Here is a 14,474-nt window from a genome sequence, read left to right as displayed (position 1 = left end):
TTGACGGTGAAAAAAACGTCCGATGACGGCAAAAGAAAATCTAATGTGGGAGCGAGCCTGCTCGCGATGACTGCAGCACATTCAACATTGATGTCGACTGTTCTACCGCTATCGCGAGCAGGCTCGCTCCCACATTGGATTTGCTGTGTTTTAAAGATCAGCTCAACCCCCACTCATGTTCATGAACCGAACAATCTGCACCTCCCCTTCGGGGCTGAAGTCGTGGCGCAACGGCTTGCCGCGCAAGGCCTTCTGCACCGCGTTGATCAGCGGCTGGTCATCCAGCGGATAACGCCGCAGCAATCCTCTTAAATCCAGGGCATCGTCCTGCCCCAGACACAGCAACAGCTTCCCTTCAACAGTCATCCGCACCCGATTACAGCTGCCACAGAAGTTGTGGCTGTTGGGCGAAATAAAACCGATTCGGGTATCGGGATGGCGCTCCAGGCGCACGTAGCGCGCCGGTCCGCCGCTGTTTTCAGTGCTGTCGAGCAACCGATGCTGGCTGGCGATCAGCGCCCGCACTTCATCGCTTGAACAAAACGATTCGCCCCGGGAACGCCCGACGTCGCCCAACGGCATTTCTTCGATGAAACTGATATCGATGCGCTGATCGATGGCGTATTGCACCAACGCCGGGACTTCATCGAAGTTGCGCCCTTTCATCACCACGCAGTTGAGTTTGATCCGCTCAAACCCCGCGTCCCGCGCCGCTTCGATGCCGTTGAGCACCTGATCGAGATCGCCGATGCGGGTGATCGCACGAAACTTCTGCCCGTCCAGGCTATCGAGGCTGATGTTCATCCGCTTGACCCCCGCCTCCACCAATGGCCGGGCCAGGCGACTCAGTTGCGAGCCGTTGCTGGTCATGACCAGTTCGCGCAAACCGGGCAGCGCGGCGATGCTGCGGCACAGTTCGACAATGCCCGGACGAATCAGCGGTTCGCCACCGGTCAGGCGAATTTTGCGTACGCCCAACCCGACGAACAGCGTTGCCAGACGCTGCAACTCTTCCAGCGTGAGCACCTGCTGACGCGGCAGGAAGGTCATGTTTTTCGCCATGCAATACACACAGCGAAAATCACAACGGTCCGTCACCGACATCCGCAGATAATCGATCTGCCGTCCAAAGCCATCCTGCATTACAGCGTTCATCACATCTCCCGGTTTGCCACGATGCTCACTGCACCAGCGGTGAGTCGGCGCCCTGCAAATGGATACCGCGAATATCCGCCGCACCGATCAGGGTTTGCAGGTACTGCACCAGCGCTTTTTGCCAGACGCCTTGCTGCAACTGCGTGCGGATCGCTGTCGACACCACTTCATAGGGCAACGGCATGCCTTCGATCCGCTGATCGACACTGACCACATGCCAGCCGTAGCGACTTTCCAGCGGTTTACTGGCCAGGCCCGGCGCCAGCGTGAACAGCTGACGTTCCAGTTCGGGCACGGTCTGGCCCTTGCTGATTTGCCCCAGAGAACCGCCCTGGGCCTTCGACGGACAGGCCGAATACTTCACGGCCAGCTCGGCGAAACTGCCGGGAAAGTCTTCCAGACGTTGCAGCAGAACTTCCGCCTGATCATGCGCAACGGCGCGCGCCTCGACATCGTCCGGCGCACACTCGAGGAGGATGTGCCGAACCGCCAGCAACGGTGCGCTGTGAAAGCGCCCGCGATTGTTTTCGTAGTAGCGCAGGCTGGTTTCTTCGTCGCACTGCGGTACGTGTACCTCGCGTTCGAGCAACAAGCGCGTGGCCGCTTCTTCTTCGTTCTCGCCAGCGCCAATCTCCATCGACACGCCGAGTTCGGCAATGCGCTGCTGCAACAACTCGCGGATCACCAGCGCCCGGGCGGCCAGGTACACCGCTTCCTCGCGGCTTTCGGCCGGGTGATATTGCAGCTCCTGGGCCATTGCCTCCGGGGTGATCGATACCTCATTGACGCTGATGATCGGCCACTCCTGTTCGCTGCTGGCGATCAACTGCGCCGGGGCGTCATCGGCAGCCGCCGGCTCAACCGGGAGTGCTTCAAACTGCGCCTCTGCGACCGGCGCGATGTCGAGAACGTCCTCGGCTTTTTTGGAAGACCCGCAGCCACCGCTGCCGCCGTTACCACCACCACATCCACATCCACCTGACATGATTGTCTCCTCAGTACTTCTGACGAACGATTTGATAACGACGCCCCAGGTACCAGATCGGTGCGCTGATCATGTGTACGAGACGGGTGAAGGGGAACAGCACAAACAGGGTCAAACCGAGAAACACGTGCAGCTTGTAGGTCAGCCCGACCGGCGCGATGGCCGCCGCCGCTTCCATCGGCCGCAACAGCACGGTGTTCTGCGCCCAATCGGCGAGCATCACCATCACCGAGCCATCCATATGCGCGGTGGACGCCGCAATCGTCAGCAGCCCCAGCAGTAACTGCGCCAGCAGCACCAGCAGAATCAGGATGTCCGAAGGGCTGGAGGTGGCACGTACCCGAGGATCGGTGAGCCGCCGATTGACCAGCATCAGCAAGCCGATCAAGCACAGCAGGCCAAAGAACCCGCCGGACACCATGGCCAGTAACTGCTTGTTCTCAGTGCTGATCACGTGGTGATAGACAGACGCTGGGGTCAGCAGGCCGACGAAATGCCCGGCCAGCACGAACAACACACCAACGTGAAAGAGGTTGCTCGCCACGCGCATCCCGCGCTGATTGAGCATCTGGCTCGAACCTGCCTTCCAGCTGTATTGCGACAGGTCGAAGCGTGCCCAACTGCCAATCAGGCAAATGGCCAAAGCGACGTAGGGATAGATCCCGAACAACAACAGATTCCATTTAGACATTACCGACCTCCTTGGCTGGCGCGGCGGCCAACCCTTCATGCTGAAAATCCACCCAGTGCAACGGCACCGCGCTTTCCTCACGGGCCTTGCCCGGTGCGCTAGGCAATGAACTGCAACGGTCCTGCTGTTCGGCCTGGAGGAAGTCCACGGCCTCCTCTTCCCAGATCTTGTCGAGGGCTTCGAGAGAGTCGTCGCGAGGCTCCGCCGCGACTTGCGCCCGCAGGTCGGCGACCGCTTGATGCGGCTCGGCCCCGGCGATTTGCAACAGCGCCCGGAAGCAGCTGGCATAGGCGCTTTCACGCTCTTCCAGGCGCGCCGCGAGCAAGGCCAGCAAGTGCGAAACATCCGCCAGGCCCTCGCGGGCCTCGATGTCTTCGCGGGTGGACAGGAACTCCAGGTACAGCGGGATGTAATCGGGCAGCTCTTTGACGCCGATGGCAAAACCGGCTTCTTCGTATTGCGCCATCATGTCGACCATCGCCTGACCACGGTCGCGGGACTCGCCGTGCACATGCTCAAACAACAGCAACGACAGCGAACGACCCCGGCCGAACAGCGCACCGTAGTGCTCCTGCCCATCCATCAGGTCATTGGCGCAGATCAGTTCGAGCAATTCGAACAACGCGCCGCGCTGTTTAGGGCTGATTTCCCGTGACTGGATGATCGCTTTCTCCAGTTCGTCGCGACCGCCAATCAGCGTCTCGGTCGGGTAATCGAGCAGCAGCGAAATCACTTTGAGAATTTGCATGCTCATTCCTCCCACAACTGGACGGTTTTCAGGATGTCGCGGCGGTTGGCTTTCTTCGCACCGAACATGTTGGTGTCAGAGCTACCGCTGCAGCCGCTGCCGAAACTGAAGCCGCAACCGGAGCGTTCGGCAAAGGCGTCACTCATGGCGTCTTCACGGTGCGCGCTCGGTACCACAAAGCGGTCTTCATAGTTGGCGATCGCCAGGTAGCGATACATCTCCTCGACCTGGGCCACGCTCAGGCCGACGTCCTTCAACACTTGCAGGTCCTGAACCCCGTCGACTTGCTCGGAACGTTTGTAGGCGCGCATTGCCAGCAAGCGTTTAAGCGCACGCTTGACCGGTTTTTCATCGCCCGCCGTCAGCAGGTTGGCCAGGTACTTGAGTGGAATACGCAGGCTGTCGACATCCGGGATCACCCCGTTCATACCGACAGTACCGGCAGTGGCGGCGTTCTGGATCGGCGACAGCGGCGGCACGTACCAAACCATCGGCAAGGTGCGGTATTCCGGGTGCAGCGGCAGTGCGAGTTTCCAGTCCACGGCCATTTTGTAGACCGGCGAACGCTGGGCTGAATCGATCACCGACTGCGGTACGCCATCGGCCAGGGCCTGGCGAATCACTGCCGGGTCGTTCGGATCGAGGAAGATCTCCAGTTGTTTCTCGTACAGGTCCTGCTCATTGGCGGTGCTCGCCACTTCGCTGATGCGGTCGGCGTCATACAGCAGCACCCCGAGGTAACGAATGCGCCCGACGCAGGTTTCCGCGCAAACAGTCGGCATCCCGGCTTCGATCCGCGGGTAGCAGAAGATGCATTTCTCGGACTTGCCACTCTTCCAGTTGAAATAGATTTTCTTGTACGGGCAGCCGCTGATGCACATCCGCCAGCCACGGCATTTTTCCTGGTCGATCAGGACGATGCCATCTTCTTCACGCTTGTAGATCGCCCCGCTCGGGCACGACGCCGCGCACGTCGGGTTGAGGCAGTGCTCGCACAGGCGCGGCAAATACATCATGAAAGTGTTTTCGTATTCGCCGTAAATGTCTGCCTGGATCTTGTCGAAGTTCTTGTCCTTGCGACGCTTGGCGAATTCGGTGCCGAGGATCTCTTCCCAGTTCGGGCCCCACTCGATTTTTTCCATGCGCTTGCCGGAGATCAGCGAGCGCGGGCGCGCAGTGGGCTGATGCTCGCCCAGCGGCGCGGTGTGCAGGTGCTGGTAATCGAAGTCGAACGGTTCGTAGTAATCGTCGAGGCTCGGCAGATCCGGGTTGGCGAAAATGTTCGCCAACACGCGGAATTTACCGCCGATGCGCGGGTTGATCGTGCCGTTGGCGTTGCGGATCCAGCCGCCCTTCCACTTGTCCTGGTTTTCCCATTCTTTCGGATAGCCGATCCCGGGTTTCGATTCGACGTTGTTGAACCAGGCGTATTCCATGCCTTCGCGGCTGGTCCAGACGTTTTTGCAGGTGATCGAACAGGTGTGGCAACCGATGCACTTGTCCAGGTTCAGAACCATGCCGATTTGTGAGCGAATCTTCATCTCAGTTCTCCTCGATATCGGTCGGCAGCGGACGTGGCAGGTCATCGCCACTTGAACCATCGAGCCAGTCGACTTTGGACATTTTGCGCACCACGACGAACTCATCGCGGTTGCAACCGACCGTGCCGTAATAGTTGAAACCGTAGGCTTGCTGGGCATAGCCGCCGATCATGTGGGTCGGCTTGAGCACCACCCGGGTGACCGAGTTGTGGTGACCGCCACGGGTCTTGGTGGTTTCCGAACCTGGCACGTTCACGATCCGTTCCTGTGCGTGATACATCATCACCATGCCGTCCTTGACGCGCTGGCTGACCACCGCCCGGGCGGTCAGTGCACCGTTGACGTTGAAGCATTCGATCCAGTCGTTGTCCTCGATGCCGGCGCTTTTCGCGTCGTTCTCCGAGAGCCAGACAATCGGCCCGCCACGGCTGAGGGTGAGCATCAGCAGGTTGTCGCTGTAGGTGCTGTGGATGCCCCACTTCTGGTGCGGGGTGATCCAGTTCAGGACGATTTCCTTGTGGCCGTTACTGCGCTTGCCTTTAACCCCTTCGATGGTGCGGGTGTTGACGGGCGGGCGATAACTCATCAGTTGCTCGCCGAACGCCTGCATCCACGGGTGATCCTGGTAGAACTGCTGGCGACCGGTGATGGTGCGCCATGGGATCCCTTCATGAACGTTGGTGTAGCCGGCGTTGTAGCTGACGTGATCGTCTTCGAGCCCCGACCAGGTCGGGCTGGAAATGATCTTGCGTGGCTGTGCCTGAATGTCGCGGAATCGAATCGCCTCGTGTTCCTTGGACAGCGCCAGGTGGCTGTGATCGATACCGGTAAATTCCGACAACGCCGCCCAGGCCTTGACGGCGACATGGCCATTGGTTTCCGGCGCCAGGGACAGAATCACTTCGGCGGCATCGATCGCCGTGTCGATTTTCGGACGGCCGTGACTGATACCGGCGTCGCCTTCTTTGTGATTGAGTTCACCGAGAAATTTCACTTCGGTGTCGGTGTTCCAGTTGATGCCCTTGCCACCGTTGCCGTTTTTCTCCAGCAATGGCCCGAGGGACGAGAACTGCTTGTAGATGTTCGGGTAGTCACGCTCCACCACATGCAGGTTCGGTGCGTTCTTTCCCGGCACCGGTGCAACGCCGTCGCTTTTCCAGTCGGTGCCGCCAAACGGTTGGGCCAGTTCGCCGACGCTGTCGTGCATCAACGGGATGGTCACCAGGTCCTTTTCAACGCCCAGATGCCCTTCGGCCATGCTGGAAAACGCCTTGGCGATGCCTTTGTAGATTTCCCAGTCGGAACGCGATTCCCACGCTGGATCGATAGCCGCCGACAACGGGTGAATGAACGGGTGCATGTCCGAGGTGTTCATGTCGTCTTTTTCGTACCAGGTCGCGGTCGGCAAGACGATGTCGGAATAGACGCAGGTCGAGGACATGCGGAAGTCCAGCGTGGTGACCAGATCGAGCTTGCCGATGGCGCCCTCGTCCACCCATTCGGCTTCTTCGGGTTTGCAGTCGCCGACCTGGCCGATGTCTTCGTTCATCACGCCGTTTTTGGTGCCGAGCAGGTACTTGAGCATGTACTCGTGGCCCTTGCCCGAGGAGCCCAGCAGGTTGGAACGCCAGATGAACATGTTGCGCGGGAAGTTGACCGGGCTGTCCGGCTGTTCGCAGGAGAAACGCAGCGAACCGTCCTGCAGCGACTTGACCACGTAGTCTTTCGGGTCCATGCCGGCCGCAGCGGCGTCGCGGCAAATGTGCAAAGGGTTAGTGTTGAGTTGCGGTGCGCTGGGCAACCAGCCGGCACGTTCGGCGCGGATGTTGTAGTCCAGGGCATGCTCAGGGAATTGTGATTTATCGGCCAATGGCGAGAGCACGTCGTGCATGCTCATTTTCTCGTGGCGCCATTGCGAGCTGTGGGCGTAGAAGAAACTGGTGCCGTTCATTTGCCGTGGCGGACGGTTCCAGTCCAGGCCGAACGCCAGGGGCAGCCAGCCGCATTGCGGACGGAGTTTTTCCTGGCCGACGTAGTGCGCCCAACCGCCACCGGTCTGGCCAACACACCCGCAGAGCATGAGCATGTTGATCAGCCCGCGGTAGTTCATGTCCATGTGGTACCAGTGGTTCATCGCCGCGCCGACGATGATCATCGAGCGGCCCTTGGTCTTGTCGGCGTTGTCGGCGAACTCACGGGCAATCTGGATGGCTTTCTCGCGGCTGACGCCGGTGATCTGCTCTTGCCACGCCGGGGTGCCGGGCACTGAGGCGTCGTTGTAATCCTTGGCCACGTTAGCGCCACCGAGGCCGCGATCGATGGCCAGGTTGGCTGCCGACAGGTCGAACACGGTGGCGACCTTGGCCACGCTGCCGTCCGCCAGCACCACGTTATGCACCGGCACGCGGCGGTATTGCACAGCTTCGCCGGCCACGTGCTGGAAGTGCTCGTGGGACTCGCCGGCAAAATACGGGAACGCCACTTCGGCCACGTCATCACCGATCAGGCTCAGCTTCAGATCGATCTCACGGCCTTCGCCGCCTTCACGAGGAAGGATGTTCCACTTGCCCTTCTCGCCCCAGCGATAACCGATGGAGCCTTGAGGGGAAACCAGTTCGCCGCTGACATCCAGCGCGATGGTTTTCCATTCCGGGTTGTTTTCCTGACCGAGGTTGTCGGTCAGGTCGCTGGCGCGCAGGAAGCGGTCCGGCTGGTAACCGGCGCCCGGTGCCTTGTCGACCATTTGCTTGAGCAGCACCAACACTGGCAAATCGGTGAAGCGCTTGGCGTAATCGGTGAAATAGGCGCTCGGCTTGTCCAGGTGGAATTCTTTGAAGATCACATGGTTGAACGCCTGGGCCAGCGCCGCATCGGTGCCTTGTTTAGGGTTCAGCCACAGGTCAGTGAGCTTGGCGACTTCCGAGTAATCCGGGGTGATCGCGACCGTCTTGGTGCCCTTGTAACGGACTTCGGTGAAGAAGTGCGCATCCGGGGTACGGGTCTGCGGGACGTTGGACCCCCAGGCAATGATGTAGTTGGAGTTGTACCAGTCGGCCGATTCCGGCACGTCGGTCTGCTCGCCCCAGACCATCGGCGAGGCCGGTGGCAAGTCGCAGTACCAGTCGTAGAAACTCAAGCAGGCACCGCCGATCAGCGACAGGTAACGCGAGCCTGCGGCGTAGCTGACCATCGACATGGCCGGAATCGGCGAGAAGCCGACGATCCGGTCCGGGCCGTATTGCTTGATGGTGTAGACGTTGGCCGCGGCAATGATCTCGTTGACTTCTTCCCAGTTGGAACGAATGAAGCCACCCATGCCGCGCTTGCTTTTATAGGAGTCGGCCTTGGCCTTGTCCTCGACGATGCTGGCCCAGGCTTCGACCGGCGCCATGGTCTGCCGCGCATCGCGCCAGAGCTTGAGCAACGGCTTGCGGATTTTCGGGTACTTGAGGCGGTTGGCGCTGTAGATGTACCAGCTGTAACTGGCACCACGGGGGCAGCCACGGGGCTCATGGTTCGGCAGGTCGTTACGGGTACGCGGGTAGTCGGTCTGCTGGGTTTCCCAGGTGATCAGGCCGTTCTTGACGTAGATTTTCCACGAGCAGGAGCCGGTGCAGTTCACCCCATGGGTAGAACGCACGATCTTGTCGTACTGCCAGCGCGAACGGTAGACGTTCTCCCAGTCGCGAGACTCTTTGCGGGTCTCTCCATGACCGTCGGAAAACTCGTTTTGCTTACGGTTGAAAAACCGCAATTGATCCAGTAAATGACTCACGGTGTAGTCCTCTCAGGCTTTGTCGCGGAGTCTGTGCCCCGCCCACGCAATGATTGAATTCGGGTCGTCTCAGCAGGGTGTCGCGGCGCCTTTGCGCGCGTACCACCACCAGGTCACCACGATGCAGCTCAGGTAAAAGCCGACGAACATGTAGAAGGCCATCTCCGGGCCGCCGGTCAGGGCCATCGAAGAGCCGAAGGATTTGGGAATGAAGAACGCACCGAAGGCGCCCATGGCCGAACTGAAGCCCAGGACGGCGGCCGATTCTTTACCGGCATCCTTGAGCGCTTGTTCGCGTACGGCTGGCGGTTTTCCGGCCGAGGCTTTTTCATGCTGGGTGCGGAAGATCACCGGGATCATCCGGAAGGTGGAGCCGTTGCCGACGCCAGTGGTGATGAACAGCAGCATGAACATGCCGAGGAAGCCGTAGAAGTTGCCGCCGGTACCGTTCTGCGGCAGGAAGTGCATCACACCGAAGACCATCGCGATCATTGCCACGAAGTTCCACAAGGTCACTTTCGCGCCACCGAGCTTGTCCGCCAGCCAGCCGCCCAATGGCCGCACCAAAGCGCCAACCAACGGGCCGAGGAAGGCGAATTTCAAGGCAATCACGTCGGGGAAGGAAGTTTTGATCAGCAGCGGAAACGCGGCGGAGAAACCGATGAATGAACCGAAGGTCGCCAGGTACAACCAGCACATCAGCCAGTTGTGTTTGCGTTTGAAGATCACCGCCTGCTCGCTGAACGAAGCGCGGGCACTGGACAGGTCATTCATGCCGAACCAGGCCAGCACCGTCACCAGGACAATAAAAGGCACCCAGATGAACCCGGCGTTCTGCAGCCACAACTGGCCACCGTCCGGCAGTGCTTGCGGCGAGCCGCCCATGAAGCCGAACACGCCGAAGGTAATCACCAGCGGCACACAGAACTGCATCACCGAGACGCCCAGGTTACCCAGCCCGGCGTTGAGGCCGAGGGCCGTGCCCTGCTGCGACTTGGGATAGAAGAAGCTGATGTTGGACATGCTCGAGGCAAAGTTGCCGCCACCAAAACCGCAGAGCAAGGCAATCAACACGAACACGCTGTAGGAGGTGCTCGGGTCCTGCACGGCGAAGCCCATCCAGATCGATGGCAACAACAGCGACGCGGTGCTCAGGGCGGTCCAGCGACGGCCACCGAAGATCGGCACCATAAAGGAATAGAAGACGCGCAAGGTCGCGCCGGACAGCCCCGGCAACGCCGCCAGCCAGAACAGCTGGTCGGTGGTGAAGGTGAAGCCGATGGCGTTCAAACGCACAATCACCGTGCTCCAGACCATCCACACCGCGAAGGCCAACAACAGCGCAGGAATGGAAATCCACAAGTTGCGCGTGGCGGTCTGTTTGCCGCTACTTCCCCAGAATGCTGGGTCCTCGGGGCGCCAGTCATGAATGACCGGGCCTTTGTCAGGCTTTTGCAGAACGGACATGTTCTTCTCCTAGGGCAATGCTGGAAATCGGGGACGGGGTCAGCAGCGGCGCTTTACCCAGCACCGGGCTTTTGCGTATTTCGCTGAAGTACATCCAGGTGAGGGAGACCCAGACCACGCCGTACATCAACATGAAGCAGGAAGAGCGCACGCCGGTGAGGTCCACCAGGGCGCCGAACAGGATTGGCAGCACGAAACCGCCCAAGCCACCGGCGAGGCCGACGATGCCGGACACCGCACCCATGTTTTTGGGGTAGTCGTTGGCGATGTACTTGAAGACCGAGGCCTTGCCGAACGCGAAGGCGATGCCCATGACGAACAGCAGCACGGTGAACAGCGCGGGGCTCAGGCCGATGTGGAAATCCACCGGGCCATCGATGGTCTGCACTTGCAGTTGGGTCTGGGGATACGAGAGCAGGAACAGGCAGATCCAGCTGACCCACAACACCCACCAGGTCACGCTTTGCGCCCCCCAGCGATCCGACATCCAGCCGCCGACGGCGCGCAGCACGCCACCGGGCAGGGAAAAACAGGCCGCCAGCAGCGCCGCGCTTTGCAGGCTGAAACCGTATTCCTGCACGTAGTACTTGGTCATCCACAGTGCCAGGGCGACGTAGCCGCCGAAGACAATCGAGTAGTACTGGCAGTAGCGCCACACCGCAGGGTCCTTCAGCGAGCGCAGTTGCTCACGCAAGGTAGCGCCGGTGGCACTGCGGTGGTCCTTGTTTTCGGCACTGAGAAACCAGAACAGCAGCGCGGTAATAAAGAGGATCGCGCTGAAGACTTTCGGCACCAGTTGCCAGCTACCGGCGGCGATCAGTGCCGGGGCGAGAAACTTGGTCACCGCGGCTCCGGCGTTACCGGCGCCAAAGATGCCCATGGCGAAGCCTTGATTCTCCTTGTCGAACCATTTGGCGACGTAGGCAATCCCGACCGAGAACGAGCCGCCGGCCAGGCCGACGAACAAACCCAGCACCAGGAACTGCCAGTAGGCGGTGGCGTGGCTGATCAAATACAGCGGCGCGACGCAGGCCAGCATCAGCAGGAAGAACACGCTGCGTCCGCCAAAGCGGTCGGTCAGCAAACCCAGCGGCAAACGCACCAGCGAGCCGGTCAGGACCGGGGTCGCAGCCAGCAGGCCGAACTGGGTTTCGTTGAGCTGGAGAAGGTCCTTGATCGGTACACCGAGCACGGCAAACATCATCCAGACCATGAAGCACACAGTGAAGGCCAGCGTGCTCATGCCCAGCACCAAGCCTTGTCGTACACGCGGTTGGGTCACAATGCTCTCCAGTCAGTTAGCCATGGCGGCAGACTAGAGAGGCCAACCCCGCAAAAACTTGACCCAGGTCAACGAAGCCCATGGGGGCATAGGCCTATGCTTGTGCGGTCTACCTCTAAGGAGGTAGTGCAAGAAAGCCTTAAAACCCTTTATTTATCAGCTTGTTAAGAGTTTTAACCCGCGTTTTTGCTGACAAGGACCTGTCGACAACTCTTTAGAGGTAGCGCGCCCGGGATCGGCGGCAAAACCCACTCTGGTGCTGCACATGCTCTGTTTTCCTGATTTCTTCCGGGACCTGCGCCGATGATGCGCTGGTTGCGCAGCTCCCTGCCCGCTCGCGCCGGGCTGGCGGTGATCCTGATCGCCGTGCTGGCGCTCGCCAGTTCGCTGAGCGCCGGGCTGATCGCCTGGTTCAGCCAGGGCGATGCCGCCGCCATCAACACCGCAGGCTCGGTGCGCATGGAGACTTATCACCTGAGCTGGAAACTGGCCGCGGGTGCAACGCCCTCAGAAATCGCCGCCATCACCGACAGCCTGCAAACCCGTCTCACCAGCCAGTCACTCAAGGCCGTGCTGGAAGATGGCCCGACCGCCGCCCTGCAAATCAGCTATGGGCAAATCCAGCAACAATGGAACGAGGATTTACTCCCGGCACTGCTACGCGGCGATGCGGCCTATTTTCAGGTCCAGGCCCTGTCCTTCGTTGAACAACTGAACCAGTTCGTCAACCTGTTGCAGCGTCAAAGCGAACAAAAGCAAGGCTGGCAACAGGTGATCCAGGGCCTGGCCTTGTTCACCACCATGATTGTCCTGCTGATCGGGTTGTACGAGTTACAGTACGGTGTCGTCACGCCCCTCAAGGAGTTGGTGGACGCAACCCAGCGCTTTCGTCGCGGCGACTTCAAGGTGCGGGTCAACCATCAGTCCCAGGACGAACTGGGCCAGTTGGCCACGAGTTTCAACACCATGGCCGAGACGATTGAAGAGTCGCATCGCACCCTGGAAAGTCAGGTCCGGCAAAAAACCCTGAACCTGCAACAAGCCAATGCCGCCCTGGAGCTCCTGTATCAAAGCAGCCGAAGCCTGGCCACACGCCTGGCCAATGCCGAAGGCCTGGATGAGTTGATTCGACGCTTCCAGCAACGCCTGCCCGGCTTGCGTCTGTCGCTGTGCCTGCAAGGTCAACTGCAGGCACCGGCCCAACAGTTACTGGCCCTGCATGGCGCGAACATCCGCGAAGTCTGCGCCAGTAGCGATTGCGCCACTTGCCAGAAGCACCACAAAGCCAATCCGCAAGCCTTCAGCATCAGCAACCAGGGCAGTGAACTGGGTGAGCTGAAGGCGCACTTTGTCGACGGGCACCCCATGCAAGCCTGGGAAACCCAACTGATCCAGGCCTTGGCCAACCTGATCGGCACCTCGCTCTCGCTCAAGCGCCAACGGGAACAGGATCATCGCCTGCTGCTGCTCGAGGAACGCACGATCATCGCCCGCGAGCTGCACGATTCACTGGCCCAGGCCCTGTCCTACATGAAGCTGCAAGTCAGCCGCATGCAGACCCTGATGCGCCGGGGTGAACCGGTCCAGACCCTGGAAACCGTCACGGCCGAATTGCGCGAGGGACTGAACAATGCCTATCGCCAGTTACGCGAGTTGCTGACGACTTTTCGATTACAGATTCACGACGCGGGACTGGTGCAGGAACTCAAGGACACCGCCGAGGAATTTTCCCGCCGAGGGGAGTTTCAGGTGCATCTGCACGTCGACACGCTGGCCTTCCAGCTATCGGCCAGCGAACAAATCCATATTCTGCAGATCACCCGCGAGGCGCTTTCCAACTGTCTGCGCCACGCCCATGCACAAAACGCCTGGCTACAACTGCGCCAAGACGGCGAGACGGTCAGGTTGTCGGTCGAAGACGACGGTCGCGGCTTCAGCGGCAACGTCGACCAACGCGAACACCACGGCCTGAACATCATGGATGAGCGGGCTCGCAGCTTGCACGGCCAGCTGCAGATCATCTCCAGGGAACCCCAAGGCACCCGTGTCCAACTGGAATTCCACCCGGAATTTCTCGGGCAGCAAACAGAAGGCAGCACCCTATGACCCCGTCCCCGCAACACAGAATCCTGCTGGTAGACGACCACCCGATGATGCGTCACGGCATTCGCCAGATGCTCGAACTCGAAGATGATTTCCTGATCGTCGGCGAAGCCAGCCAGGGTGAAGAAGCACTCGGTCTGATTGAGCCGCTTCGACCGGATCTGGTCTTGCTCGACAACAACATGCCGCAAATGAATGGCATCGAAACCCTGCGCCGATTACGGGCGATGCACTACACCGGCAAAGTGCTGCTGTTTACGGTGTCGGATGCAGAAGACGATATTCGCGATGCACTGCGCCTGGATGCCGACGGTTATCTGCTCAAGGACATGGAACCGGAACTGTTGATCCAGTACATCCGCGATGCCTTGAACGGCGCCTTGGTCATCAGCCCGGGGCTGACTCAAGTCATGGCCCAGGCACTGCGCGCTCCTGCACGCCAGGCCGTGGTGGAACTGACCGAGCGTGAGCGTCAGGTGTTGAAAACCATCGCCAGCGGCTTCAGCAACAAGGTCATCGGGCACAAGCTGGGCATCACCGAAGGGACGGTCAAGGTCCACGTGAAAAACCTGCTGCACAAACTCGGCTTGCGCTCGCGGGTGGAGGCGGCAGTGTGGGCCATGGAGCATCTGCGCAGTGCAGGCTGACAGGCATCCCTCCTTGGAGGTAGGCCTGCAGAGGCATAGGTCAATGGGCCTGCGCTCTCTACTATGACGGTCAGCGGAGG

The 14,474-nt window shown here is 60.2% G+C and carries 10 protein-coding genes; 2 read left to right on the top strand and 8 right to left on the bottom strand.

The window, feature by feature from the left end:
• Nucleotides 1–162 precede the first annotated feature (162 nt).
• The 8 genes from moaA to ACQKPC_RS03510 all read right to left on the bottom strand — a co-directional run bounded on the left by moaA (nucleotide 163) and on the right by ACQKPC_RS03510 (nucleotide 11,644).
• Nucleotides 163–1,155: a GTP 3',8-cyclase MoaA gene (gene moaA / locus ACQKPC_RS03545; protein WP_427623127.1), complete on the bottom strand. Its 993-nt coding sequence runs from the start codon at nucleotides 1,153–1,155 to the stop codon at nucleotides 163–165.
• A 25-nt stretch (nucleotides 1,156–1,180) separates the two neighbouring features.
• Nucleotides 1,181–2,140, bottom strand: a complete 960-nt coding sequence (locus ACQKPC_RS03540) for a peptidylprolyl isomerase (RefSeq protein WP_008067098.1) — start codon at nucleotides 2,138–2,140, stop codon at nucleotides 1,181–1,183.
• A gap of 10 nt (nucleotides 2,141–2,150) precedes the next feature.
• On the bottom strand, nucleotides 2,151–2,831 hold the full coding sequence (gene narI, locus ACQKPC_RS03535; protein ID WP_192343689.1) for a respiratory nitrate reductase subunit gamma: 681 nt from the start codon (nucleotides 2,829–2,831) through the stop codon (nucleotides 2,151–2,153).
• A complete protein-coding gene (narJ, locus tag ACQKPC_RS03530; RefSeq protein ID WP_102614424.1) occupies nucleotides 2,824–3,579 on the bottom strand; it encodes a nitrate reductase molybdenum cofactor assembly chaperone in 756 nt (251 codons plus the stop codon). The genes narI and narJ overlap by 8 nt, the downstream gene beginning before the upstream one ends.
• Nucleotides 3,580–3,581: 2 nt before the next feature.
• Entirely contained in the window at nucleotides 3,582–5,120 is a 1,539-nt protein-coding gene (narH, locus tag ACQKPC_RS03525; RefSeq protein WP_038982852.1) for a nitrate reductase subunit beta, read from the bottom strand.
• A 1-nt stretch (nucleotide 5,121) separates the two neighbouring features.
• Nucleotides 5,122–8,895: a nitrate reductase subunit alpha gene (locus tag ACQKPC_RS03520; protein ID WP_427623126.1), complete on the bottom strand. Its 3,774-nt coding sequence runs from the start codon at nucleotides 8,893–8,895 to the stop codon at nucleotides 5,122–5,124.
• Between the two features lie 69 nt (nucleotides 8,896–8,964).
• Nucleotides 8,965–10,362 (bottom strand): NarK family nitrate/nitrite MFS transporter, encoded by a 1,398-nt coding sequence (locus tag ACQKPC_RS03515; protein ID WP_427623125.1) that lies wholly within the window; start codon nucleotides 10,360–10,362, stop codon nucleotides 8,965–8,967.
• Nucleotides 10,340–11,644 carry an MFS transporter gene (locus ACQKPC_RS03510; RefSeq protein ID WP_427623124.1) on the bottom strand — a complete coding sequence of 435 codons (1,305 nt, stop codon included), beginning with the start codon at nucleotides 11,642–11,644 and terminating at the stop codon, nucleotides 10,340–10,342. Before ACQKPC_RS03510 ends, ACQKPC_RS03515 begins: the two co-directional genes overlap by 23 nt.
• Nucleotides 11,645–11,947: 303 nt before the next feature.
• Here ACQKPC_RS03510 and ACQKPC_RS03505 point away from each other — a divergent pair, with 303 nt between their 5' ends.
• Together ACQKPC_RS03505 and narL are read left to right on the top strand one after the other, a co-directional pair.
• A complete protein-coding gene (locus ACQKPC_RS03505; RefSeq protein WP_427623123.1) occupies nucleotides 11,948–13,750 on the top strand; it encodes a HAMP domain-containing protein in 1,803 nt (600 codons plus the stop codon).
• A complete protein-coding gene (narL, locus tag ACQKPC_RS03500; RefSeq protein WP_008067117.1) occupies nucleotides 13,747–14,394 on the top strand; it encodes a two-component system response regulator NarL in 648 nt (215 codons plus the stop codon). The genes ACQKPC_RS03505 and narL overlap by 4 nt, the downstream gene beginning before the upstream one ends.
• Nucleotides 14,395–14,474 lie beyond the last annotated feature (80 nt).

This window comes from Pseudomonas sp. NPDC089918 (assembly GCF_050280605.1).
Taxonomy (GTDB): Bacteria; Pseudomonadota; Gammaproteobacteria; order Pseudomonadales; family Pseudomonadaceae; genus Aquipseudomonas.
The sequence above is the reverse complement of the archived record's forward strand: the minus strand, read 5'-3'. Positions and strand labels throughout refer to the sequence as shown.

Bases quoted from the DNA above. Each gene is read 5' to 3' on its own strand.
- moaA (WP_427623127.1), bottom strand. From the start codon at position 1,155: ATGAACGCTGTAATGCAGGATGGCTTTGGACGGCAGATCGATTATCTG.
- ACQKPC_RS03540 (WP_008067098.1), bottom strand. From the start codon at position 2,140: ATGTCAGGTGGATGTGGATGTGGTGGTGGTAACGGCGGCAGCGGTGGC.
- narI (WP_192343689.1), bottom strand. From the start codon at position 2,831: ATGTCTAAATGGAATCTGTTGTTGTTCGGGATCTATCCCTACGTCGCT.
- narJ (WP_102614424.1), bottom strand. From the start codon at position 3,579: ATGCAAATTCTCAAAGTGATTTCGCTGCTGCTCGATTACCCGACCGAG.
- narH (WP_038982852.1), bottom strand. From the start codon at position 5,120: ATGAAGATTCGCTCACAAATCGGCATGGTTCTGAACCTGGACAAGTGC.
- ACQKPC_RS03515 (WP_427623125.1), bottom strand. From the start codon at position 10,362: ATGTCCGTTCTGCAAAAGCCTGACAAAGGCCCGGTCATTCATGACTGG.
- ACQKPC_RS03505 (WP_427623123.1), top strand. From the start codon at position 11,948: ATGATGCGCTGGTTGCGCAGCTCCCTGCCCGCTCGCGCCGGGCTGGCG.
- narL (WP_008067117.1), top strand. From the start codon at position 13,747: ATGACCCCGTCCCCGCAACACAGAATCCTGCTGGTAGACGACCACCCG.